This window comes from Chryseobacterium luteum, assembly GCF_000737785.1.
In the GTDB taxonomy this organism is placed as follows: domain Bacteria; phylum Bacteroidota; class Bacteroidia; order Flavobacteriales; family Weeksellaceae; genus Chryseobacterium; species Chryseobacterium luteum.
The window spans coordinates 92,715-116,997 of record NZ_JPRO01000012.1; the positions used below are offsets into that span (position 1 = coordinate 92,715).

General features: G+C 37.7%; 24 protein-coding genes. 7 read left to right on the plus strand and 17 right to left on the minus strand.

All coding sequences use genetic code 11. From position 1 onward, the window contains the following. Positions 1-30: 30 nt before the first annotated feature. On the minus strand, positions 31-1,626 hold the full coding sequence (locus IX38_RS13225; RefSeq protein WP_034705837.1) for an ABC-F family ATP-binding cassette domain-containing protein: 1,596 nt from the start codon (positions 1,624-1,626) through the stop codon (positions 31-33). Between the two features lie 371 nt (positions 1,627-1,997). Here IX38_RS13225 and hpt point away from each other — a divergent pair, with 371 nt between their 5' ends. The 6 genes from hpt (at position 1,998) to IX38_RS13255 (ending at position 7,025) form a co-directional block, all read left to right on the plus strand. Next, entirely contained in the window at positions 1,998-2,552 is a 555-nt protein-coding gene (gene hpt / locus IX38_RS13230) for a hypoxanthine phosphoribosyltransferase (protein ID WP_034705757.1), read from the plus strand. A gap of 127 nt (positions 2,553-2,679) precedes the next feature. Further along, positions 2,680-3,258 carry an adenylate kinase gene (locus IX38_RS13235; protein ID WP_034705758.1) on the plus strand — a complete coding sequence of 193 codons (579 nt, stop codon included), beginning with the start codon at positions 2,680-2,682 and terminating at the stop codon, positions 3,256-3,258. 50 nt (positions 3,259-3,308) lie between these two features. Then, positions 3,309-4,292 carry a GTPase ObgE gene (obgE, locus tag IX38_RS13240; RefSeq protein WP_034705759.1) on the plus strand — a complete coding sequence of 328 codons (984 nt, stop codon included), beginning with the start codon at positions 3,309-3,311 and terminating at the stop codon, positions 4,290-4,292. Between the two features lie 3 nt (positions 4,293-4,295). Continuing rightward, positions 4,296-5,087, plus strand: a complete 792-nt coding sequence (locus IX38_RS13245; protein ID WP_034705762.1) for a TrbC/VirB2 family protein — start codon at positions 4,296-4,298, stop codon at positions 5,085-5,087. A gap of 63 nt (positions 5,088-5,150) precedes the next feature. Continuing rightward, on the plus strand, positions 5,151-5,639 hold the full coding sequence (locus IX38_RS13250; protein WP_034705763.1) for a DUF6438 domain-containing protein: 489 nt from the start codon (positions 5,151-5,153) through the stop codon (positions 5,637-5,639). An 87-nt stretch (positions 5,640-5,726) separates the two neighbouring features. Beyond that, the gene (locus tag IX38_RS13255; RefSeq protein WP_034705765.1) at positions 5,727-7,025 is read left to right on the plus strand and encodes a DEAD/DEAH box helicase; all 1,299 of its coding nucleotides are present in this window, start codon (positions 5,727-5,729) and stop codon (positions 7,023-7,025) included. Positions 7,026-7,141: 116 nt separating this feature from the next. Here the strand turns inward: IX38_RS13255 and IX38_RS13260 are convergent, their stop codons facing one another. The 8 genes from IX38_RS13260 to IX38_RS13295 all read right to left on the minus strand — a co-directional run bounded on the left by IX38_RS13260 (position 7,142) and on the right by IX38_RS13295 (position 15,371). After that, positions 7,142-8,107 carry a glycosyltransferase family 39 protein gene (locus tag IX38_RS13260; protein ID WP_165570741.1) on the minus strand — a complete coding sequence of 322 codons (966 nt, stop codon included), beginning with the start codon at positions 8,105-8,107 and terminating at the stop codon, positions 7,142-7,144. A gap of 194 nt (positions 8,108-8,301) precedes the next feature. Next, on the minus strand, positions 8,302-9,072 hold the full coding sequence (locus IX38_RS13265) for a TatD family hydrolase (RefSeq protein ID WP_034705769.1): 771 nt from the start codon (positions 9,070-9,072) through the stop codon (positions 8,302-8,304). A gap of 4 nt (positions 9,073-9,076) precedes the next feature. Then, a complete protein-coding gene (locus tag IX38_RS13270; protein ID WP_034705770.1) occupies positions 9,077-9,592 on the minus strand; it encodes a DUF4269 domain-containing protein in 516 nt (171 codons plus the stop codon). After that, positions 9,585-10,544 carry a GSCFA domain-containing protein gene (locus tag IX38_RS13275; RefSeq protein WP_034705772.1) on the minus strand — a complete coding sequence of 320 codons (960 nt, stop codon included), beginning with the start codon at positions 10,542-10,544 and terminating at the stop codon, positions 9,585-9,587. Before IX38_RS13275 ends, IX38_RS13270 begins: the two co-directional genes overlap by 8 nt. A gap of 80 nt (positions 10,545-10,624) precedes the next feature. Further along, a complete protein-coding gene (locus tag IX38_RS13280; protein WP_034705773.1) occupies positions 10,625-11,596 on the minus strand; it encodes a polyprenyl synthetase family protein in 972 nt (323 codons plus the stop codon). A gap of 104 nt (positions 11,597-11,700) precedes the next feature. Continuing rightward, positions 11,701-12,843 (minus strand): inorganic phosphate transporter, encoded by a 1,143-nt coding sequence (locus IX38_RS13285; RefSeq protein ID WP_034705774.1) that lies wholly within the window; start codon positions 12,841-12,843, stop codon positions 11,701-11,703. 19 nt (positions 12,844-12,862) lie between these two features. Next, positions 12,863-13,501: a DUF47 domain-containing protein gene (locus IX38_RS13290; RefSeq protein WP_034705775.1), complete on the minus strand. Its 639-nt coding sequence runs from the start codon at positions 13,499-13,501 to the stop codon at positions 12,863-12,865. 151 nt (positions 13,502-13,652) lie between these two features. Continuing rightward, the gene (locus IX38_RS13295) at positions 13,653-15,371 is read right to left on the minus strand and encodes a DEAD/DEAH box helicase (RefSeq protein WP_034705777.1); all 1,719 of its coding nucleotides are present in this window, start codon (positions 15,369-15,371) and stop codon (positions 13,653-13,655) included. Positions 15,372-15,874: 503 nt separating this feature from the next. Between IX38_RS13295 and IX38_RS13300 the strand changes: the two genes are divergently transcribed. Continuing rightward, entirely contained in the window at positions 15,875-16,537 is a 663-nt protein-coding gene (locus IX38_RS13300) for a DUF2461 domain-containing protein (protein WP_034705778.1), read from the plus strand. 316 nt (positions 16,538-16,853) lie between these two features. Here IX38_RS13300 and IX38_RS13305 read toward each other — a convergent pair whose 3' ends face one another. The 8 genes from IX38_RS13305 to IX38_RS13340 all read right to left on the minus strand — a co-directional run bounded on the left by IX38_RS13305 (position 16,854) and on the right by IX38_RS13340 (position 24,228). Next, complete coding sequence (locus IX38_RS13305; RefSeq protein WP_034705780.1) at positions 16,854-17,912, minus strand: diphosphomevalonate/mevalonate 3,5-bisphosphate decarboxylase family protein; 1,059 nt, start codon at positions 17,910-17,912, stop codon at positions 16,854-16,856. A 215-nt stretch (positions 17,913-18,127) separates the two neighbouring features. Continuing rightward, positions 18,128-19,897 carry an AMP-dependent synthetase/ligase gene (locus IX38_RS13310; protein ID WP_034705782.1) on the minus strand — a complete coding sequence of 590 codons (1,770 nt, stop codon included), beginning with the start codon at positions 19,895-19,897 and terminating at the stop codon, positions 18,128-18,130. Continuing rightward, the gene (locus IX38_RS13315; RefSeq protein ID WP_034705784.1) at positions 19,894-20,907 is read right to left on the minus strand and encodes an NAD-dependent epimerase/dehydratase family protein; all 1,014 of its coding nucleotides are present in this window, start codon (positions 20,905-20,907) and stop codon (positions 19,894-19,896) included. The genes IX38_RS13310 and IX38_RS13315 overlap by 4 nt, the downstream gene beginning before the upstream one ends. Before the next feature lie 478 nt (positions 20,908-21,385). Further along, the gene (locus IX38_RS13320) at positions 21,386-22,390 is read right to left on the minus strand and encodes an MvdD family ATP-grasp ribosomal peptide maturase (protein WP_034705786.1); all 1,005 of its coding nucleotides are present in this window, start codon (positions 22,388-22,390) and stop codon (positions 21,386-21,388) included. Continuing rightward, complete coding sequence (locus IX38_RS13325; RefSeq protein WP_034705788.1) at positions 22,383-23,339, minus strand: MvdC/MvdD family ATP grasp protein; 957 nt, start codon at positions 23,337-23,339, stop codon at positions 22,383-22,385. The genes IX38_RS13320 and IX38_RS13325 overlap by 8 nt, the downstream gene beginning before the upstream one ends. A gap of 82 nt (positions 23,340-23,421) precedes the next feature. Next, positions 23,422-23,655: a microviridin/marinostatin family tricyclic proteinase inhibitor gene (locus tag IX38_RS13330; protein WP_034705790.1), complete on the minus strand. Its 234-nt coding sequence runs from the start codon at positions 23,653-23,655 to the stop codon at positions 23,422-23,424. Positions 23,656-23,705: 50 nt separating this feature from the next. Beyond that, positions 23,706-23,945 (minus strand): microviridin/marinostatin family tricyclic proteinase inhibitor, encoded by a 240-nt coding sequence (locus tag IX38_RS13335; RefSeq protein WP_034705792.1) that lies wholly within the window; start codon positions 23,943-23,945, stop codon positions 23,706-23,708. Between the two features lie 37 nt (positions 23,946-23,982). After that, a complete protein-coding gene (locus IX38_RS13340; RefSeq protein ID WP_034705793.1) occupies positions 23,983-24,228 on the minus strand; it encodes a microviridin/marinostatin family tricyclic proteinase inhibitor in 246 nt (81 codons plus the stop codon). Positions 24,229-24,283 lie beyond the last annotated feature (55 nt).

A 24,283-nucleotide genomic window follows, 5' to 3' on the forward strand; every position in this document is an offset into this window, starting at 1 on the left:
ATTATTTTTATTAATTTCCTGTTTTTAAAATCATATTTCCGATATAAAGAACTGTTTTTTGACCCCAATCTCCCTCAAAAAAAATTCATCATGCGAAATCACCACCAAAGTTCCATGATAATCTTTAATAGAATTTGTGAGAATTTCCACATTTTGAAGATCTAAATTATTCGTCGGTTCATCGAGAATAATCATATCGGGAGCTTTGTTACTGATGGAAAGTCCGCAAAGAAGAATTCGCAGACGTTCTCCGCCACTCAGAACATCGCATTTTTTGTCCCAGCTTTCCTTTCCGAATAAAAATCTTGACAGTAAGGTTTTCACTTCAGATTCCGGCATGGAATTGTCGTTGAACTGCTGGGCAAAATCATAAACCGTCGCATCTTTATCAATCAAAGAATATTCCTGATCAATATAAATCGTTTGAAAATCCGACTTCGAAATTTTCCCGACAGAAGGGTGCAAATCACCCAATAATAGCTTGATCAAAGTGGTTTTTCCTGAACCGTTAGAACCTTTGATGGAAATCCTGTCACCACTCCGGATTTCAAGACTGAGATTGTCTTTCCAGAGATTTTCTTCATCATATTTAAAATTAATGTCTTCCGCCGAAAATAGAATTTTCCCCGAATGCAGATTTGAATCATTAAAATTCACTTTCATCTGGTCAGAATTCCTCACAGACGAACGCAAATCCCGCAAATCATCCGAAATATCATTAATTTTCTCGGCATGAATACTTTTCAATTTCGAAGAATTTTTCTCGGCATTATTCCGTAATGTGTTCATCATAATTCTCGCCACACCCGATTTTTCCTGCTTTCCTTTTCCTCGTGCATCGAGTTTTTGCTTTCGTTCAAGGGTTTCGCGTTCCTTTTCTTTTGCTTTTTTCAGCGCGCGTTCTTTGGAATGAATATCGTTTTGCAACGCCTCATTTTCGATTTCTTTCTGTCCGGCATAAAAATCAAAATTTCCGCCATAGGTTGAAATTCCCTGATTGCTCAATTCAAAAATAGTATCGACCAAATTCAATAAAGTTCGATCGTGACTTACGATCACAACAGTCGAATTTGTCTTTTCAATGAGATCGTACAACAAATTTCGGCCTTCCAAATCAAGATGATTCGTCGGTTCATCGAGTAAAATAATTTCAGGTTGATTGATTTGAATTCCTGCCAGAAAAATTTTCGTTTTTTGTCCGCCACTCAGACTTTCTAAGGTTTGATTTAGAGCTAAGTTTTCAAGTTTCCAGTGTTGCAAAGCGATTTGACATCGTTCTTCAATGTCCCAATCGTCATTTAAAGTTTCAAAATACATTTCATCCACTTCCCCATTCGTAATTTTTTCAAGCGCATCTAATTTTTTGTCAATTTTTAAACATTCCGCCACCGTCAGATGATTAAAATTCCCGAACATCTGCGGAACATAGAAAATATCCCCCCGGATATTGACGTTTCCTTCCAAAGGCTCGATTTCATTCGCAATGATTTTCAGCAACGTAGATTTTCCCGTGCCGTTACTCCCGACCAGAGCAGATTTTGTGTGAGTAGGTATCGTTAAGTTGATAGAATTAAAAAGCAGACTCCCCGCAGGAAACCCAAAGGATATATTTTGTAGAAAAAGCATGATTTCTTTCTTAATACAGTTAAACATCGACAAACGAAAAGGTCATCACTTTATTAAATCCGAAAGAAACTCTATCCTACATCGCTGTTGTTTTGGGTTTTGTGAACTGCAAAGATAATATTTTTTTAAATATTCTTCATTTTGAAAAATTTACAACATCATTTAGCTAAACCTTCAAGGTTTTAAAACCTTGAAGGTTTGATCCTGCAAAAAAACCTTACATTAAAACAGATTCTTCACTCCATTGTGTTCCGTTCCGGATGATATAAGATCATAAAATGATAAGCGCTAAAACTCTAAAACATTCTTACAATCAAACCTTAAAAAACTTTCATCAAAAATCCGTAACTTTGCCGCCTACTAAAAATTTTATGGAAAGTATTAAAGTTCACGACAAAACTTTTGTTCCTTATTTGGAGGACGCCGAGATTCAGGAGATCGTAAAAGCTACGGCTTTAAAAATTTATGAAGATTACAAGGATGAAGTTCCTGTTTTCATTGGTGTTTTAAACGGAGTGATCATGTTCTTCTCCGATCTTTTGAAACATTATCCGGGACCATGCGAAATCGCATTTATCCAGATGAGCTCTTACGCAGGAACAGAATCTACAGGAATCGTTTACCAGAAAATGGAATTAACGAAAGATGTGAAAGACCGTCACATCATTCTTGTTGAAGACATCGTAGATACCGGAAATACTGTTGAAAGTCTTTTCAAATACTTTAACGAAACCCAGCGTCCGAAATCTGTAAAAATAGCTTCATTCTTATTGAAACCTGAAGTGTACAAGAAAGATTTCAAGCTGGATTATATCGGAAAAGAAATCCCGAATAAATTTGTTTTGGGTTACGGATTGGATTATGATGAATTAGGAAGAAACTTACCGAATTTATATCAATTATCTGACGGACAAATCAACCATTAAAATTGCTGCAAGCTTTTAGCTTCCGGCTATTGGCTTTTAAAAATTATATCTAAGTAAAAAGTAAATATTAACTAAAAAAGCTGACAGCTTAAAGCGTATTGCCTGAAGCCTGAAGCGAATTAAAATTATGATAAACATTGTTCTGTTCGGTCCTCCAGGAAGTGGAAAAGGAACTCAGGCTCAGAATCTGATCGAAAAATTCAACCTAAAGCAGATTTCAACAGGTGACCTTTTCAGATACAACATGAAAAATGATACCGAGCTTGGAAAACTGGCTAAATCTTACATCGATAAAGGAGAACTGGTTCCGGATCAGGTAACAACGGATATGCTGATCGATGAACTCAGAAAACCTACCGATACCAACGGATTTATCTTTGACGGCTACCCAAGAACCACTGCCCAGACGCAGGCTTTGGAAACCATCGTAAAAGAAGAGCTGAACGACAAGATTGATATCTGCCTGTCATTAGTGGTAGAAGACAAAATCCTGGTAGAAAGACTTCTGAAAAGAGGCGAGACCAGCGGAAGATCAGATGACAGCAATGTAGAGATCATTGAAAACAGAATTAAAGAATATTATACTAAAACAGCAGAAGTAGCCGAACTTTACAAGCAGCAGGGGAAATATGTTGAAGTAAACGGCGTAGGAGAAATTAACGAAATTTCCCAAAAGCTTTTCGCTGAAGTAGAAAAAATTAAATAATCGGGATTCGGGGATTCTATTTTTGATCCTGAACCCGCAACACAAACTATATGTCTAACTTTGTAGATTACGTAAAGATCCATTGTAAAAGCGGACACGGAGGCGCAGGTTCTGCCCACCTCCGCCGTGAAAAATATATTCCTAAAGGAGGTCCGGACGGAGGTGACGGAGGCCGTGGCGGACACGTCATTATGAGAGGAAATGCTCAGGAATGGACTTTACTTCCACTTCGGTACACCCGTCACGTAAAAGCGGAACGTGGTGAAAACGGAGCGAAAAACCAGCTGACCGGTGCTGACGGTTCTGATATTTATATCGATGTTCCGATCGGGACTATCGCTAAAAATGAAGAAGGGGAAATTATCGGCGAAATCCTTGACGACAAACAGGAAATTATTTTGATGCTGGGAGGAAAAGGAGGAAAAGGAAACGAACATTTCAAATCTTCCACCAATCAGACTCCAAGATATGCACAGCCAGGAATGGACGGTGAGGAAGGCTTTGTTGTTTTCGAACTAAAAATTCTGGCAGATGTAGGTTTGGTAGGTTTCCCGAATGCCGGAAAATCTACACTTCTAGCCTCTGTTTCGGCAGCAAAACCTAAGATCGCCAACTACGCATTTACCACTTTGACTCCCAATCTCGGTATTGTGGATTACAGAAATTACAAATCATTTGTAATGGCTGATATTCCCGGGATCATTGAAGGAGCAGCGGAAGGAAAAGGTTTGGGACACCGGTTTTTAAGACATATCGAAAGAAATTCCATTCTTTTATTCTTAATTCCGGCTGATTCTGAAAGTCATTTCCAGGAGTTTAAAATTCTGGAAAATGAACTGAAGGAATACAACCCTGAACTTCTGGATAAAGATTTCATCGTTTCTATCTCAAAATCCGATCTGCTGGATGATGAGCTGAAAAAAGAAATCGCTGCTGAATTCCCAGAGAACAGAAAGCCTTTGTTTTTCTCCGGCGTCACGGGAGAAGGCCTTGTAGAACTGAAAGATGAAATCTGGAAAAAACTTCACGGATAAAAGATGATACACTCATTAAAGAAAATAGCAGCACCCGCTGTTATTTTTGTTTTATTTCTTCTGCCTGCCTCAGCTCATGCTCAGGACAGTGATTCATTCGTGGAAACACCTAAGCAGGAGGAGCCGTCGCCTTTTAATGACAAGGCATTTTTCAAATTTGAATTCAATAACAGGTTAAAATATAAATTTACACAGGATAAGACTGAAAGCTACGGTACAGCTCATGAAGTGAGTGATATTATTGAATATTACACGAATGAAAATGATCTTTCCGTCCTGTATTTCAACAACAGCAGAAATGGGGTTATTTATAATTTAAAAAAAGACACCAATCCTGTGCTGCCTGTTTTGATCAAGGATGAGAATAAAGATGTCAAACCCGGCAATTTTGATTATTTTAAAGGAGATATTGCCCTTGAGACCGAAATTGCGGAAATCAAAAAAAGAAAGAGAGCAAAAACAGATCAGATTCTGCAGCTTGTCGAAAAGAGGGCAGAAAAAGATCTTATTCACTATACCTATCATCTTATCAGTAATGGTAAAGGCAAAACGGATTTGGCGGTCATTGAACTGGATATCACCAACAATGATAAAGATTTCAACAACAACATCCTGTATGATATGGAGCCTCTGTTCTTCAAAAATAAAATAATGTTTGACAAAGGTGAAATAAAAAGCTATTCCTATTACTCGACCTCAAAAAAGAGGACAAAATACTATGAATCAATGGATAATAACCCTATACTTTTAAGATTATCATTCACCAAGGGCTGCTGCGTTTCATCTCTGGAGTAACTTAATGCCGAAACCGGCTGTATTTGGAATAATTATTGGAACAACCCAGAGAAACCATCCCCTATGAGATATATATTAAGTCTTTGTGCATTTATATTTTTATTTTCCTGCACGACACAGAAAACCGATTCAAAATATGCTAAAATAGAATATGAAGCAGGTGCATGCTTTGGATCATGCCCTATTTTTAAATTAACGATCAGCCCGGACAGGACAGCCATACTGGAAGCCGAGCACTTCAATTTCTCCAAAGATTTTTCGAAAGGTGAATTTTCAAAACCCCGTGAAGGAACTTTTAAGGGCGTAATCAAAGAAGCAGATTATAACAAACTGGTTTCATTGCTGGACGGTCTTGATGTAAAAAACCTGAAAGACAATTATGGAACAAGAAATATCACGGATCTTTCAACCTCTTATCTGAGAATTAATTTTACAGACGGAACTTCCAAAAACGTAGAAGACTACGGCAAAAAAGGAACCGAAAAGCTGAGAGAAGTTTACCTCTTCATCGAAGAGCTGAGACATAACCAGCAGTGGGCAAAAGTAAAATGATCCGCTTAAAAATATTTAAACTACCTTTGCATGATATAATTCCTTCACATTGAGGGAATTTTATTTTAAATTTAAAAAACAGTTCATTTGAATTTTACAGACCTAAACTTAATAGAACCTATTGCAAAAGCAATTCAGGAACAGGGTTATACGAACCCAACGCCCATTCAGGAGAGATCTATCCCTGAAATCTTAAAAGGCAGCGACTTTTTAGGATGCGCACAGACTGGAACAGGAAAAACAGCGGCGTTTGCTATTCCTATTCTTCAGAATTTATCAAAAAACAAGACCAAAAATAATCATATAAAAGCCCTGATCTTAACGCCGACAAGAGAACTTGCCATACAGATCGAGGAAAACATTAATGCTTACGGAAAGTATCTTCCGCTAAAACAGCTCGTGGTTTTCGGAGGTGTAAAGCAGGGAAATCAGGAGGCCGCTTTGAGAAAAGGCATCGACATCCTGGTGGCAACCCCCGGCAGACTTCTGGATTTTATCGCTCAGGGAATCATCAGCCTGAAGAACATAGAGATCTTTGTTCTTGATGAAGCAGACAGAATGCTTGATATGGGTTTTGTACACGACGTAAAAAGAGTCATCAAACTTCTTCCGCAGAGAAGACAGACTTTATTCTTTTCAGCGACAATGCCTTCTGAAATCCAGAAGCTGGCTGATTCTATCCTGAATAATCCTGTGAAAGTAGAAGTTACTCCTGTCTCTTCCACCGCAGAAACGATCAAGCAGTCGGTTTATTTTGTGGAAAAAGACGACAAACTGGATCTTCTTTCCCATATCCTGGTGAACGATATCGCAGATTCCGTACTGGTATTTTCCAGAACGAAACACGGTGCCGACAAAATTGCAAGGAAACTTCAGAAAGACAATATTTCAGCAGAAGCCATCCACGGGAACAAATCCCAAAATGCAAGACAGAATGCCCTGAATAATTTTAAGGCCGGAAAAACAAGGATTCTGGTCGCTACAGACATCGCTGCAAGAGGTATTGATATTGATGAGCTGAAATATGTGATCAATTTCGAACTTTCGGATGTTTCCGAAACGTATGTACACAGAATCGGAAGAACGGGAAGAGCAGGTGCTGAAGGATCTTCAATCTCTTTTGTAGACAGTCTTGATCTTTTAAACTTAAGAAATACAGAGAAACTGATCGGGAAGAAAATTCCTGTGGTAAAGGATCACCCTTTCCATACTGACAACCTGATAGCCCAGAAAAGGGACTCCAATAACAAGCCTATGGCAGGAGGCGGCGAAAGAAGATCTTCGCCAAGAGGTCCAAAGCCTCAGAATAACAACAATAAGCCTGCAGGCAGCACACCAACGGGACTCAAGAAACCTAAGAATAAAAATTTCACCAGAAAAAAATAATAAAAAAGCTTCTCAATACATGAGAAGCTTTTTTTAGGTCTAAAAAAAGACAATTTATTTATACTTTGTTTATTTTACTCCTTTCCCGAATTCAGGTTATATCAGTATGTACGTACCTATATTTCTTTTTCCAATTCTTTCCGAACCGAAAAGCAGTAAGCAATGATACTAAAAGGCAGGCATGCTGCCAGATAAGTAGTGGGAAAAAGATTATCATAAAAGCCCAATCCGAAAAGCAGATACTTTTCCAGCACAAAATTGAGCATTGCCAGGAAAACAATATACGCTGAAAAATAAAATACATCGCTTATTTTTTTGACATAAAATGATAAAAAAATGGCTATTACCAGGAAAAACAGCATAACAAATTTATTACTCTGTCCCTGAAGAGCCAGAGGATTATGCTGTATAATATAATCTACATTTTTCGCAGGAAAAAAAACGGTCAGCATTAATACAGCTATGGTCAGCAGAAAAGCTCCTGATACTTTTATCTTACGGCCTGTGTCAATGGCTAAAAAGGGCTTTAATAAAAAAATAATCAGTGGAATAACAGCTACACTTCGTGTCAGGAATAAAATGCCAAGACCTATGCCTAACATTACCGGTTTTTGAAAATAATTATCTTTAAATTTATTGTGCCAGAAAAGAATAAATGCGGCAACAAACATAAAAGAAGAAATAAAATCACTCTTACAGACTGCTTCATAAATATAAGACAGAGATATTCCAAGCATCAATATGGCAGTGAACCTGATCATATTGTTTTTAAATTCGCGCAGAATGGTATAGGAAAACAGTAAAAATGCCATCACCTGAAGATAACCTACATTTCCTAAAAGATAGGACGGAAGAGCTAACAAAAGCTGTCCCGGAAGGTATGAGGACAAATTCCCCATAAAGTTATATGTATCATAAATATACTTACCGTGAATCCAGTACTCTAACGAAAAGTTCAGTGTCTGCCACCTGTCTATATTCAATTGGTAAGGATCTTTTAGAACATGGCAAAAAACTATGTATATAAGCGCAAAAACACCGGTCAGCAGATAAACAAGTTTTGCATTTATTTTTTTTGTCAACAATTGATTTTTTCTGAGGAAAAAAATTGAAATATGGACAGCTATAAATACTACAATTAAAATATTGAAGGGAACAACCGACTGTCGGATCCCGTATTTGATCAGGAATAAAAAGTTAATTATAAAATAGACTGCAAACAGTAACAAGCTGTTTGTTCTGCTATTTTTTACATTGTTCAATATTTTATTCATCGCTAAAGATTATCACTAAAAATTCTCTTTGCATTTTCCGTAGTTATCTTATCAATTTCAGAAAAATCTTTCCCATAGATATTCACCAGCTTTCCGGCTACCAGATCGAGATATGAGCTTTCATTTCTTTTCCCCCTGTGCGGAACCGGAGCCAGATAAGGTGAATCCGTTTCCAGAACGATCTTATCCAGAGGAATTTCATTCAGGAACTGATCTATTTTTCCGTTTTTAAAAGTCACAACTCCACCTATTCCCAGTATGAAATTGAGATCAATGGCGTGCCTGGCCTGCTCCAGATCTCCTGAAAAACAATGGAAAATACCTCGAAGTTTAGGATGCTTTTTTCTTTCCAGCACCTCGAATGTTTCATCAAAGCTTTCTCTTGTATGGATCACGATAGGAAGATCTTTTTCTATGGCCCAGTCGATTTGCTGTTCAAAAGCTTTTACCTGAATATCCAGCGTCGTCTTATCCCAGTAAAGATCGATCCCGATCTCTCCTATCGCAGGAAAATGCCTCTCATCCAAGTAATTTTTAACAATTTCAAGCTCCTTTTCCCAGGATTCAGGCTTTACGTAGCACGGGTGAAGTCCCATCATGGAAATAACCTGTCCGGGATATTCAACTTCCAGATGAAGCATCTTTTCATGAAATTCAGAATCAATGGCAGGAAGATAAAACTTGGTAATTCCTTTATCTAAAGCTCTCTGAATTGCTTCTTTTCTGTCTTCATCAAATTCCTCCGCGTATAAATGGGTATGTGTATCAATCATTTTCTTAAAATTTTAACAGATCTTCGTAAGGGTTTTCCAACTTCATCAGCAAACCGAAAGCTGGTTCAGTCTTGATTCCCTGTTTCTTAAGTTCTATTATTTTATGTTTAAAATCTTCTCCTTTTTCTTTTAATATTTTATATTCAGCAATCATGTGCTGATAAGCATCCTGTTCAGCTGAGGGTTTGTTCTGCCCGAAAATCTCTATTGGAAATTCTTCCAGCATAAAGTTCAGGACGATGCTTTTTTCACCATTTACGATACTATTTTCAGCATTTACAGGAATTAACCGGCTAAACATGATATCATCCAGAAAGTGTTTCTCCAATCTAAGATCTACCTCACAGATAATATCCAGATCGCTGCCTTCAACATCAATTTCAATAGGAATGGTTCCGGCAAGAATCGGAGAATAGGGTTTTAATTTCTCAAAGACCTGATATTTTTTAAGAACTTCATAAGCTCTCTTCTGTCTTTCGTTGCCCGATTTGAGATAATCAAGGTTCGTGAAATCAATCATTCAAAAATATTTTATGCCTTACTTTTTCCCTCTGGGCTTCAATTCTCTGACTTAATTTTTCTCTAAATTCAATATACTTTGGATCCTTTTCGTCCTCCGTTCTGTGTTCCAGAGCCTTATTAATTTTAAAATTTTCCCTGATAAAACTTTTCGTCTCATCTGAAAAATAAGCTTCCCCGAATTTATCGAAGATATAACTGACAGCCTGTGGTGTCGGATGGATCATATCTTCCTTATAGAAACGGTAATCACGCAGATCATCCATCAATATTTCATAAACAGGCAGGTAACGGCAGTTTTCCAGCTGCGAAACAGCTTCATGAACCGCTGTGATCAGTTTGGATTTGCTCAGCTGATTTTCTATCATACCGTCTTTTGTATGCCGGACCGGTGAAACAGTAAACAGGATCTGAACATCATCCCTGCAGATATCTTTCAGGTTTAAAACCGTATTATAGATTGAATCGGCAAGTTCCTGATGGGAAAGCAGCCTTTTTTCAAAAAATTTCTGTGGGATCTTGTGACAGTTGGCAACCAGTTTGTTCTTTGGAATAAATTCATAAATAAATGAGGTTCCGTAAGTAATGATCACCCAGCCTGCATCCTGTAAAAACCTGTTTCCCACCTCTATCCCGGCATTGATCCTGTCCAGGGTCTGGTGGACATACCTTCTGTCGAAGCTGCTGTGATGATCCAGGGAGATAAATTCTTCATTGAAAGCGATCAGTTCATCTTCCGTATAGAACTCCGAATCATGGAGCCTTTTAACGGCATTACTGATCGAAAACGGGTTAAAAATGGTTCCAAAAGGATTATTGACCGTCTGTAGCTGCCCCTGCTCCAGCAAATCTGTCATTTCCGAGGCAAAACAGGATCCTATTGAAAATATTTTATCTTCAACATCAATCTTTTTTTCTGACTCAGGAATGTCAACTTCAGTTCTGAATTTCATTTTTTAGGTAGCAGGTGGCAGATAACAGGTGGCAGGCATCTGTGAAACCCACAGCCTGCTACCTGTTACCGTCAATCTTATTAGCTTTCTCTTCTCAACAGATAATTAGCCAGTTCTATGAAAGGTTTTTTCTTTTCTTCAGGAATATTGATCTTCTCCAGGTAGCTCTGCCCTATTTCGTTATGTTTTTCGATCAGACGCAGGGCCTTTTCATCCACTTTGGTTCTTCTGAATATTTTTTCAACACCATATACTTTATCGATATTATCGGTCTTTTTGCCATACCAGTGATCCAGCTCTTTTCTTTCTTCTTCCGTGGCATGTTCCCTTGCCAAAAGATAGAGAACGGTTTTTTTATTTTCATAAATATCTCCGGCATGTTTTTTCCCAAACTGAGCCTGGTCTCCAAACACATCAAGATAATCGTCCATGATCTGGAATGCGATCCCGATATGTTTTCCGAAATTGAAAATAGCTTTGGCATCTTTGAAATTGGCTTTTGCAATAAGCGCTCCTATTTCAAAGGAAGATGCACTTAAAACTCCTGTCTTATAGGTAATCATCCGGATGTAATCATCATATGTCACATTTTCCTGGGTTTCAAAATTGATGTCATACTGCTGCCCTTCACACAGAAGAAGTCCGGTATGGGTAAAAATCCTGATGCAGGCCTTAAAAATTTCGGGTTCAAGATCTTCAAAAAACTTATAAGCTTTCAGCATCAGCCCGTCTCCTGAAAGAATTCCAACATTGATCCCATGAAGGGTATGGATGGTAGGCTTGTTTCTTCTCAGGGGAGCTTCATCCATAATATCATCATGGATAAGAGTGAAATTATGGAAAAATTCTATGGCCAGCGCCGGTTTTATAGCCTGTTTAAGGTCTCCACCGAATAAATCGCACGCCATCAGTACCATAATAGGACGAAGACGCTTTCCTCCGTGGGAAATGATGTAGTTCATCGGATCATAAAGTTCTGCAGGCTTGTCTTTAAAGGTATACTTGGTGATGGCTTCAGCAACGATCTGTTGGTATCTGTCTAAAAATTCCATAAAAATCTTTTAAGTTTAAACAAAAATACAATTTTTCAGGGCTTATAAAACAAAAAACTTTGCCCCGGGGGACAAAGTTTATATTATGATTTCAACTTTTAAAATTAAGTCAGAAATGTTACTGCAAGATAAGTAATTGCCGCAACAATTGCTGAAATAGGAATCGTTAATACCCAAGCCCAAAGAAGGCTTACTGTGATTCCCCATCTTACGGCAGAGATTCTCTTCGTCAATCCAACCCCGATGATAGATCCTGTGATTGTATGGGTGGTAGAAACAGGAATACTAAGCTGATCTGTAATAAAAAGTGTGATTGCTCCTGCAGTTTCAGCACTTACCCCTTCTAATGGAGTTACTTTTGTAATCTTAGTCCCCATTGTTTTGATGATCTTCCAGCCACCACTCATTGTTCCTAAACCAATCGCAAGGAATGATACCAAAGGAACCCAAAGGTAATGCTGGGCAAAGTAATCAAAACGGCCCGCAGACGGTATATTAAGATAAACAGGGTCATGAAGCATCTGCACGTGATAATAGATGAGGGCTGCCCCAATGATTCCCATTACTTTCTGAGCATCGTTCAGACCGTGTCCTACACTGAAAAGTGCTGAGGAAACAAGCTGTAATCTCTTGAAAGACTGATCTGCTTTGTATGGGTTTGATTTTTTATAAAGGTGAACGATGATTAATGTAATGATGATCGATATCACCATCCCTATTATCGGAGCCATAAAAATGAACAGGAAAATAGGAATTACTTTATCAAATTTCACGACATTCTGAGTCGTTAACTGGAGAAAGGCTTGTTTGAATGTGGCAAATACCCCTAAATCCGGTTGTGCTGCAACAACATCATGATAATCCAGCATAAAAGCATGCATCAGAGCAGCTCCTAAAAATCCTCCAATAAGGGTATGTGAAGATGAAGACGGGATACCAAACCACCACGTTAAAAGGTTCCAGGCGATTGCTGCCAAAAGACCTGAAAATATCACCTCCAGAGTGATAAAATTCTCATTAACTGTTTTAGCAATTGTATTTCCTATCCTGAATTCACCTATGACGTAGGCTGCTAAAAAGAATGCGGCAAAATTCCAGAGTGCTGCCCAAAGTACAGCCTGGAAAGGACTTAAAACCTTTGTAGAGACAATGGTTGCGATTGAATTGGCCGCGTCATGAAAACCATTAATATAATCGAAAATTAAAGCCAAAGCAATAATAACCGTAAGTAAAATCGGAAATTCCATTTCTGTGAGTTATAATTGTTTAAGCGTATTTAATCATGATGTTCTCAATCGTGTTGGCAACATCTTCTGCTTTGTCAGTTACTATTTCAAGATAATTAAGTACAGATGAAACTTTAATAATGTTAATCGCATCATTGGTTTCAAACAAATCTACCATTGAATTGGAAAGCAGATCGTCTGCAATATTTTCAATAGAGTTTACTTTGATACAAGCTTCTTTCACCTGGTCCATGTTTTTGAATCCTTTCAGGTTCTTCATGGCATTCTGGATTTCAAGACAAGCTTTGTGGATTAACAATGAAAAGTCTGAATAAGCCTTCATTTCCGGCGACTTGTACAGGAAGATGTATTTTGTGGAGGCGTAGATGTAATCAGCGATATCATCAAGGCCTGTAGCCAGTGTGTGGATATCTTCACGGTCGAACGGTGTAATGAAGTTTTTCCCCAATTCAATGAAGATCTCATGTGTAAGTTCATCATTTTTGTGTTCGTAGTCGCTCATTCTTTTTAACATCGTATCGTCGTTAAGATCGAAATCTTTGATACCGTTGTTAAAGTCTTCAGACATTGCAACCAGGTTTTCAGTTACTTTTTCAAAAAGTACAAAGAAGATTTTATCTTTGGGTTGAAAAGCGTGGAAAATATTACCAATTCCCATTGTTATGTATTTATAATTTGAGTGCAAATTTCCTAAAAAAGGATTTGCCCTGAAACAATATGACGTTAAGTTTTGTTAACATACCATTACCCTCTGATTATCAAATAAAAAAACCGGCCAGAAGCCGGTTTGTAGTATATATTGAGATGCTTTAGTTTGCTACTTCAGCTCTCATTTCTTTTCCTTTAAATTTCATTGAAGGAATATTGCTCATTACATTTTCTGAGAAAGATTTTTCCACTTCAAAGAAAGAGAATTTTTCTAAGATTTCAATGTCACCGATTTCCGCTCTTTTCTTACTTTTCCCGGCTGTCGCTTTATTGATGATCTCTAAAACATCCAGCTTTTTCAGCTGATCTTTTTTCCCTAAGTTGAAGAAGAATCTTACCATGTTTTCATCTTTTCTTCTAGGTTTTCCGCCACGGTCTCTGCTGTCTCTGCTTGCTGCCCTTGGTTCACGGTCTCCACGATCTCTTCCTCTGTCTCTGTCACGGTCTCTATCGCGTCCTTTGTCTCTTCTTGAATAATCATCGTCTCTGCTGCTCAGTTTCTGCTCAACAAGGTCATGCTTATCTTTGTAGTACATCGCAAGATCTTTCAACTGGAACTGTAATAACTTATGTACCAGCTCTTCTTTTGTGAATGCGCTCAGATCAGGAATTAAGCTGTCATTAAATTCAAATATATCTTCTGCGTGTTCCGTAAATAACTTTTCAAAAACGCCTCCAACCTGAGCTTTGATAACATCATCACCTGTTGGAATAGTTTTCTCCACGATATCAATTTTCGTTGAAGATTTGATTTGTTTTAATTTTCTGCTTTCTTCAGGCTTGATTAACGACATTGAAATACCGTCTTTTCCTGCTCTACCTGTTCTTCCGCTTCTGTGAACGAATACTTCAGGATCATCAGGTAAAGAGTAGTGGATAACGTGCGTTAGAGAGTCTACATCCAAACCTCTTGCTGCAACGTCAGTCGCTACAAGAATATCAATGTTTTTCAGTCTGAATTTCTTCATTACCGTATCTCTCTGTGCCTGGGAAAGATCACCATGAAGTGCATCTGCCGCATAGCCATTCTGCATCAGGAAATCTGCCACCTCCTGGGTTTCCATTCTTGTTCTGCAGAAAAGAATAGAATACTGGTTCGGGTTGGCATCAATCAATCTCTTAAGAGCTTCTTTTTTCTGACGGTACCCCACTACGTAATATTCGTGCTTAATGTTCTTCTTAACCTCGTTAATAGAACCTACAGAAATACGGTGCGGATTGGTAAGATAATTTTTAGAAATTCTTTCCACCTCTTTATTCATCGTTGCCGAGAATAAGAAAGTCTGCTTTGTATCCGGTGTTTCACTCAGAATTGTTTCCAACTCGTCTTTGAAACCCATAGAAAGCATTTCATCAGCTTCGTCCAACACTAACCAATGAATAGCAGAAAAATCAAGTGCTTTTCTGTTGATTAGGTCGATTACTCTTCCCGGAGTTCCCACAATAATTTGCGGTTTGTCCTTTAAAGAACGAATCTGATCCATAATACTGCTTCCACCGTAAACCGCTGTGGTTTTGATGTCTTTCATGTACTTGGAGTAGTTTTTTATGTCTTTAGAAATCTGAAGACATAATTCCCGTGTCGGACAAAGCACCAAAAATTGGATTTTGCGACTCGTTTCGTCAATCATATCCAAAATCGGAAGCGAAAACGCTGCTGTTTTGCCTGTCCCTGTCTGCGCAAGTGCGATCAAATCGCGAATATCTGAAAGAATGAAAGGGATAGTCTGTTTTTGGATTTCTGTCGGGCTTTCGTAACCCAGTTCGCCAACGGCCTTAAGGATGTCAGGACTTAAATTGGTCTCCGTAAATAAATTCATTAAATATTTTAAAATTTTTGCAAAGATACAACAAATATTTGATTTGTTTTTGAATAAAGTTCTAAATATGTAATCTTTAATTCAGAATACTCTAATATATTTTTATTTTTTTTAAAATTAAATCCAAAAAAACAGCCCTGACATTAGAAACATGTTAAACATTGTTTTTTTTCATTAAATTGGATTGATTTTTTCGGTAATATTTATGAATTTTTAAAAATACCATCATCCTGTGTAAAATTTTCGTTTGAAATCCTTTCTCTTCAGACATGGTTATTTCCTACTATCCACCGCTGTTATTAAAGATTTACAAATCAGTTAACTATTTTATTTTTACACTTAATTCCAGATTATTTAAAATTATAATTAATTTTTTTGGACTGTAGTAAATATATGTGTTTTTTTGTTAAAGTATGGGCAATTCTCTATAATTTTGGTCATCATAATTTTATTTTTTAACTTGTTTAAATAAACTGACATTACATCCTATTAAACTTTAAAACATGAACAGTATAAAGCCAGAGACTCTTACTTTTTTAAAAAATCTTACCGTCAACAACAACCGTGAATGGTTCAATGAGAACAAAGCTACCTATACGGAATCCCAGGAAAATGTTATTGCTTTCCTTGACGGATTGATCAAAGAAATGTCCGGTTTTGATGAAGAACTTGGTAAAATTGACGGTAAAAAATCACTCTTTAGAATTTACAGAGATACGAGGTTTTCAAAAGACAAATCACCTTATAAAACCAATTTCGGAGCATCCCTCGGAATGGGTAAAGGAAGCCAGAAAGGCGGTTACTATCTTCATCTGGAGCCCGGGAAATCTTTCCTGGCCGGTGGAATCTATATGCCGGAATCTTCTGTCCTGAAAGAAGTGAGGAAAGAAATTTCGCTGTATGGAGAGGATTTTCTTAAAATAATCAACAATAAAGAATTCAAAAAATATTTCCCGGAACTGGATCAGGATGATAAACTTAAAAAAATTCCACAAGGGTTTGAAAAGGAAGATCCAATGGGAGAATATCTGAAACTAAAGAGTTTCATTGTGGTTTACAATCTGAAAGACGAAGAAATCCTGGACAAGAATGCCATAAAAAATTTCACCAAGGTTTTTAAGCTGATGAAACCTTTCAATGATTTCCTGAATGCACCTTTTCTTTAATTGTCACTAAAATTTTACATTAAATCCAAAACCTTTTTGAAGCGAAACTTGATCATTAGACTTTATATTTCAACCTGAATTCGGGCTAAAGCTTAAAATAAAAAGCAATGATAAACAGGGATTTTATAAATCATTCCGCTGATTTTTAAGTTAGACAAAGTTGTTTCACTTAGAAAAGCAAACCACCGGAACTATTCTGTATTCCTTTTCACGTCACAAGCTTTCTATTGAAAAAGAATCTGCTTGATCTGCTAAATCTGCGAGAGAAAAAAAACTCTCACAGATTTAGCAGATGTTTATGTTTTATTTTTTATTGTTAGAATGTCATTACATCTTTCACTACTCCATTCTTTTGGGTGTGCTGCAGTAATTCTGTTTCAATAAATGCTTTGATTATTTCTTCTGATCCGCTGTTCGGGAATAGAAGATGAACATTGGCTCCTGCATCCAGTGTAAAGAATAACGGAAGTCCCGTTTCCCGTCTAAAATCCCAGATTTTATTGATTACTTCCAGCGTTCCGGTTTTCATCAGGATAAAAGCAGGATCGCTCATCATCATCATGGCATGAAGGGTAAGCGCCTCATGTTCCACAAGCGTGATAAAACGTTCCATGTCCCCGTTTTTAAGGATTTCTTTCATTGGAACAAAGTTTTCTCTTGCTTCCTGGAATCTTCTTTCAGCATACGGATTGGTGTTCATCAAGCCATGACCCACGGTTGAGGAAACACTTTTCTGGCCTTCATGGATCAACAGAACCCAATCATTAAAGCTTTTGAAAATATCATGAATTTCAGCGTCCGGATATTTTACTGCAAACAGGTCTGAACTTCCTTCTACCTCATCAGATATTCCCCAGACTACCAGCCCGTTGTACAAACTTCTGCATGCGCTTCCGCTTCCCAGTCTCGCTAAAAAAGAGGCCTTTCTTAGTAACTCTTCTTCAGACCGGCCTCCTGAAAATTCCATATCCAGTTTCATCAGGCATTTAGCTATAGCTCCAAATCCGGAAGCCGAACTTGCAATCCCGGAGCTGTGGGGGAAAGTGTTTTCTGTTCTGATTACATATTTCCCTTTCAGAATCCATGGAAGGTACTGCTCTATATTTTTAAAATATTTTTCTATTTTTTCAGCAAATTTCACCTCTTCATTTCCTGCCAGGAAAGTCTGAACAGAAAAGGTTTCACCTGCCAGAAACTCCATAGAAGTATTGGTTTTACAATAATTCAAGGTATAACTGATACTCGGGTTCGCAGGGATCTGCTGATCATATTTGCCCCAGTATTTGATCAGGGCGATATTGGACGGACAGCTTTCTGAAACGGTCCGGGTATGGATGGTAAAGTCTTGTTTTCCTAAAAAATCTTGTGTCGTCATAGTCTGATTTTAAATGATAAAAACTCTTTATTTAACCGTAAAAGGCAAAAAAAAATCTTAACACTTTAATTATTTTAAAGTTAAAAATAAAACTGCATATTTAATACTGTTTAAGCCTTCCAAAAATATGATTTCATTTTATGAACTTCTTATTAAACTTTTTTAATTTAATAGTCTGAAAAACTGCCTTTTTTACGGTTTAAAGCGCTTTATTTTTAATACATTTTTTCAATAATATCTGCATATTTTTTAAGAACTACATTTCTTTTGACTTTCAATGTAGGGGTGATTTCCCCGGTATTGATGTCGAATTCAGCAGGCATTAATGTGAATTTTTTTACTTTTTCATACTCTGGCAGATGAACCTGCAGTTCTTTAATTTTTTCTTTGTATAAAGCAATGATCTTATCATCTTTTACAGCTTCTTCCCAACTGGTAAAAGGAATCGTATTTTTCTTCATAAAATCCCGCAGAAACTCAAAATTAGGAACAATAAGGGCTGAAACAAACTGCCTACCCTCCGCTACAAGCATGATCTGCTGGATAAAATTATTATTGGTAAGAAGATTCTCGATCTGCTGCGGGGCCACATATTTACCGTTGGAGGTTTTCATCAGATCTTTGATCCTGTCTGTGATGATCAGGTTTCCTTTATCGTCAAATTTTCCGGCATCACCGGTTTTGAACCATCCGTCTTCCGTGAAAACTTTCTGTGTTTCTTCAGGTTTATTGTAGTACCCTTTCATGATACCGCTTCCTTTGGCCTGGATCTCATCGCCTTCTCCGATACGGATTTCTACACCCGGCAAAGGTTTTCCGCTGGTTCCATGCTCAAAATGGGTTAACGGGAAAAGCGTAAGTGTAGCCGTTGTTTCGGTGAGTCCATAACCTACTGTTACGTGAATTCCCACCGAATCAAAGAATTTTGTGACTTCCGGTGACAGGGAAGCCCCTCCACAAGGCAGGAACCATAATCTTCCGCCCATTTTTTCTTTAATTTTGCTGAAAACCAGCATATCTGCCACAGATTCTTTCAGTTTTAATCCAAAAGGAACAGGCATTTCGTTTCTTCTCAGTTCTGCCGTCTGCCATCCTATTGCCAATGCCCAGTCGAAGATCTTTTTCTTTACCGACGAGCTTTCTTCTGCCTTTTCTAAAACTCCGGCATATACTTTCTGGAAAAACCTCGGCACCGCACACATCATGGTGGGTTTTACCTCTTCCAGAGCTTTGGCGATATTCTTTGGATCTTCCAGGAAATACACTCTTGCCCCGCCATATAAACAAAGCAGGCTCCAGCTTCTCTCAAAAACATGGGTCAGGGGCAGGAATGCGAGTGATAGTTCTTCTTCAAAGTTTTTAAATTTAAAAAACTCAAAATGGGAATCGAAAGCCCTGATAAAATTCCCGTGGGTAAGCATGACACCTTTCGGGGTTCCTGTAGTACCGGAAGTGTAGATCAGTGTAGCAGTATCGTCATATTCTTTTTTGCAGATCTCCGGTTTAGGGGAGGATTTTGCAATGAAATCTTCAAGATAAAAACTGTTGAATTCTTTCTTGATCCAGACTGATTTTTTGGAAACAATAATAGTTTTCAGCTGGCTTTCTTCTTTCTGCAAAAGTTCCAGGCATATATCATACTGCTCCTGGTTTCCCACAAGGACAGCCTTCGCCGACGAATCATTGAAGATATATTCTGCCTGTTCCGCATTGTTTGTAGCGTAAACAGGAACAGTGATTGCTCCTACAGCCATAGAAGCGAGATCGAAGATCATCCATTCAGAGGAATTATCCGAATAAATGGCAACTTTATCATTTTCCTGAATCCCTGCATTTTTCAGTGCATTGGCTGTTTTAAAAACAATTTCACCGAATTTTTTCCAGCTCAGTTCTTTCCACGCCTCGTCTTTCTTTTTAAAGCCTATCGCTGATTTTACCGGATGCTTTTCTACATTTTTAAGGATAATTGCTGCTGCAAGATTCATGAATTCAGCTTTTTGTCGTTAATATAATTTTTAAGATGGAAATCAATACTCTCTTTTACAGGAATAAGCTGATAATCAATCTTTTCTTTAATCTTCTGGTTGGAAATGGTATTGAGTGATGATATGGATTCAATATTTGATTTTGTAATGATTCTCAGTTTGGGAATCAGCCAGCCAAAAAGAATGTTGGCCAGTCTTCCGATGTTTAACTGGGGTTTTGTAAGAATCCTCGCTTCTTTAAGACCAAGCTGTGACCTGATCTGTTTTCCAAGCTCTGCATATTTTTTATTTTCAGAAATAAGAATAAAGCGTTCTCCGAAAACATTTTTCTCCATCAGGTCAATGGAGATTGCAGCGGCATCTCTAACGTCGATATAACTAGTTCCACCGGAAAATGTAAATCCGTTTTTTTCAAAAGTCGGGAAAATATCTCCGCTGCTCTGTCCCCAGTTTCCACTTCCGATGATCATTCCAGGATTCACGATGATGGTATTCAGCCCTTCTGCAGAAGCTCTCCAGACTTCCATCTCAGCCAGGTGTTTAGAAACAGCATAAGCAGAATGTTCTTCTTTGGGATTAAATTCTGAATTTTCATCCAGCTCACCAGCGTCATTAAAAATATCCAAAACGGCGATCGTACTTACGTGCAGGAATTTTTTCACTTCCGAAACTTCACAGGCAAACAACAGGTTTTCCGTACCTTTTACATTGGTATGGTACATTTCTTTTTTATCGTGAGGATGGAAACTTACTTTTGCGGCACAGTGATAGACTTCATCTACGCCTTTTAATGCATCCTGAAGAGAATTGAGATCATCAAAATCTACGTCTGTCCATTCGATCCTGTTAAAAAAATCATCAGGATTTTCCGTATAGAAGCTGTAAGAATGCCTTACATCGTTTAAATTGCTGCCCGGTCTTTTGGAAGCACGCACGCTTTTCCCTTTTTTCAGAAGTTCCAAAACGATTACCCTTCCCAGGATTCCGGTTGCACCCGTTACAAAAATCATTAATTATTTTCTTGATTGCTGACTAAAATATAACAATATTTCCTATCCGGCAATTCTTCATTTTTCTGTAAAGATTTCATGAAAAACCGCTTATGCAAATTTGCGATTTTTAAAGCAGAATTCCGCTTAATTTAATCAATATTATCACTATGAAGGTCTTTATATGCAGCAATTTTTAAGTTAACAAAATAACGGATACATGATTTTAACCATAAAAGCAACAAAAGTTTTTTTACCCTTTAGTTATTTTAAGTTTAAAAGATTTGAAAAAAAGAAGGTCACATAAGCTTTTGAAGATTTCCATAATGACAGAAAATTTGTCGGATCAAAATTCCCCTCATGTGGAGGGGTGGCGAAAATTCAAAGAATTTTTGACGGGGTAGTTCCATATACCAGCTTATTTTTGCACTTTAATAAACAAAAAAAAGTCCTTTAGATTTACAAAAGGACTTTTTTTGTTTAAAATAGTTGATATTTTTTAAGCCATAACCATGTTGTTTCTTCTTGGAGCTTTGTCGCAGAGAACGTCTGCAATACTCTTAGAAATCAGGTTGTCTTCCGTTAAGTTATCTAACCAGAAAAATTCGCCCGCCGCATTGATCTCGATGAAATAATACTCATCTTCAGGGGAAACAATGATGTCTATAGCACCATAATCTACATTGTAAACATCCAGAAGTTCCAGAAGTTTCGCTTCAACATCCGCAGGAAGTTCAGTTTTGACCCATTTAGTGAGTAAATTCACTCCGTCTTTTCTCCAGTCTACTTTGGCATCTTCCGACTGTTGGGAATCTATTTCAAAAGCGTAAACGTCCCGCCCCACAATAGTAACACGCAGTTCTTTTTTCTTTTCTATCTTTTTCTGGAACTGCATCGGGCAATACACCAGTGAATCCAGTTCTTCAAGCTTATCTTCACTCACAACATTGGTAAAAACAACACTTTCCACCCCATCCTCGTAGATTGCAAATCCAGTCTGCATTTTAGCCACAACATTCTGATGTTTAAGGATGAATTGTCTGGCTTCCTCAGGGTTATTCGTCAGGCAGGTTTCCGGTATTTTAAGTCCTAATTTAACGGCAATTTTAAGCTGCTCTTCCTTACTGTCAAGCCTTCTGTAAACTCCCGGTTTCCCTAATGCATAAGCATCTACAGATTCTATGAATCCGAAAAGCGTATTGCGGATTTCTCCCATTGCAGCACCGTAGAATTTTTTATCCATTTCCTCTTTCACCCCGTTTCCGATATTGTAAGCTCTTCTGTACCAGACGGCAGCAATATCATCAAGACGGTGCTTTGCATTTTCAGTTTCAAGGATACTTACCCATTCTCCGTCCTGGAAGATGGTTGACAGCTTATTTTTTATAGGGTACAGATCGACATCGAAACGGATGACCTCGCAGCCGTTTTTTTCTATGTATTCTGTCACTTTTTCAATTGAAAAATTATCTAAGGTATGCGTAATGATTAGTATTTTATTCATGGATATTGATTCTTTTTATAAGGTTATCAGCGATTCTTTCTGCGATAGGAAATTCCAGCTCTTTCTGGAGCATTCCCCATTCTCCCTGGGGATTTACTTCAAGGAAGTAATATTTTCCGTCTTTTCCTTTGATCATGTCAATGGCCCCGATATAAAGTCCCATTTCTTCCATCATAGAAGTAAGACCGGTTTTGATATTTTCCGGAAGCTCGTAGGCCGACCACATGTAATTTCCCTGCGCTAATCTCCAGTCGGCATTCTCACTGTTATTGATTTTTCCGGTAAAAAATTCGCCGGCTACATAGACGATTCTCAATTCATATTCTTTGTCAATATAGGGCTGAAAGATCATCGGACAGTAAGTAATGTCTGAAATATTTTCGAGGGTATTTTCTTCAATGATCATGGTTGAGATAATATTTTCCCCGTTCATGGTCTTTGCCGTCAGACTGTGAAGTTTTGCAACTGCTTTTCCGCCACAAAATTCATAAAAAAAAGCTCTGATCTTCTCTTCGTCATTGGAAAAAATGGTTTCAGGAACGATGAGATTATTTTTTCCGGCCAGCTTCAGCTGAAGCATCTTATTGTTGTCGATCTTTCTTTCATTTTCATAAGGATTGATCCAGGGAATGTCTTCTAAAACAGTGATCAGGTTATAGCGGAGGTTCCCGTACCCGTTCAGGAATATTTTTCTGTACTCTTCATCCAGCTCTTCAGGAATGCTTACACTCCATGCTTTTCTGTGCCATACTCCTCTGATGTCCCGGGAATGAAGCGTATTTCCTGATTCATCAGTCAGTTCAAACGAGTCTTCAGTCACACTGATCTTCTGGAAGTGATTCATCCGGTCGGAATTCAGCCTGAAGCAGGGAATATTTTTTGAGGCAAGGTATTCAAAAAAGATATCAATATTGTAAAAGTCCTTTGAGTGGGTGATGCAGAGAATCATTTGCCGGTTTTTATTAAAAAAGGAAACTTAATGGTAAGTTTCCTTTGATATGATTGTATTAATGCGATTAATATTTCACGTCTTAGTCTAATGGAACTGTTGGAGAATCATCATCTCCGTCCGAAGGATATTTCAGCGTGTGCATCATATCGTCCTTAGGTGAAGTTACCGTGTCCAAAGCCGGCTTGGTAACAGAATCTTTTAAAATACTTGTGATAATACCAGTATCTCCTCCTTTTACCGTTTCAGGATCTTTAAGCTGCTTTTCTAAGAATGATGCAAAAAACGGCTTCTTTTGTGAATTTTTGTTTTTCATAATAATTTAGTTTGGTTAGAATATGATTTCGATTTTTTATTTACAGAAATCTATACAACAGAATCGTCGCCGTCTGAAGGATATTTCATAGTAACCAAAAGGTCCTTGCTTGGCGCTGTTACGTGATCAAAAATCTGTGCCGTAACATTATCAACTGAAGGTGCAGTAACGATATCGTTATCTGCATTCGTAGAAATTGATGCTCCTCCCTGAACAGTTTCGGGATCTTTAATCTGCTTTTCTAAAAATGAAGCAAAAAATGGTTTCTTTTTTGAGTTCTCGTCTTTCATGATTATTGAATTTGTTATTTGTTAGTAATCTTTTAATTTATAAAACGTCTAATTCTCCGGACTCATCACTGTCAGACGGATACTTCATTGTCACTACATGGTCTTTTGCCTGCGATGTTGCATTGTCAAGAAACGGTGATGTGGTAACAACATCTCTTGTAGGTACGGTAAGGACATCTGTTGTAGGTGTAGTAATGCCGCCACCCTGAATTTTTTCAGGATCATTGACCTGTTTCTCTAAAAACGAAGCAAAGAACGGTTTTTTTGAGTTTTTCTTTTCCATAGGTTAATATATTTAGTTTTTATGTAAAACTAAAATACAAAAATTTCAATACATG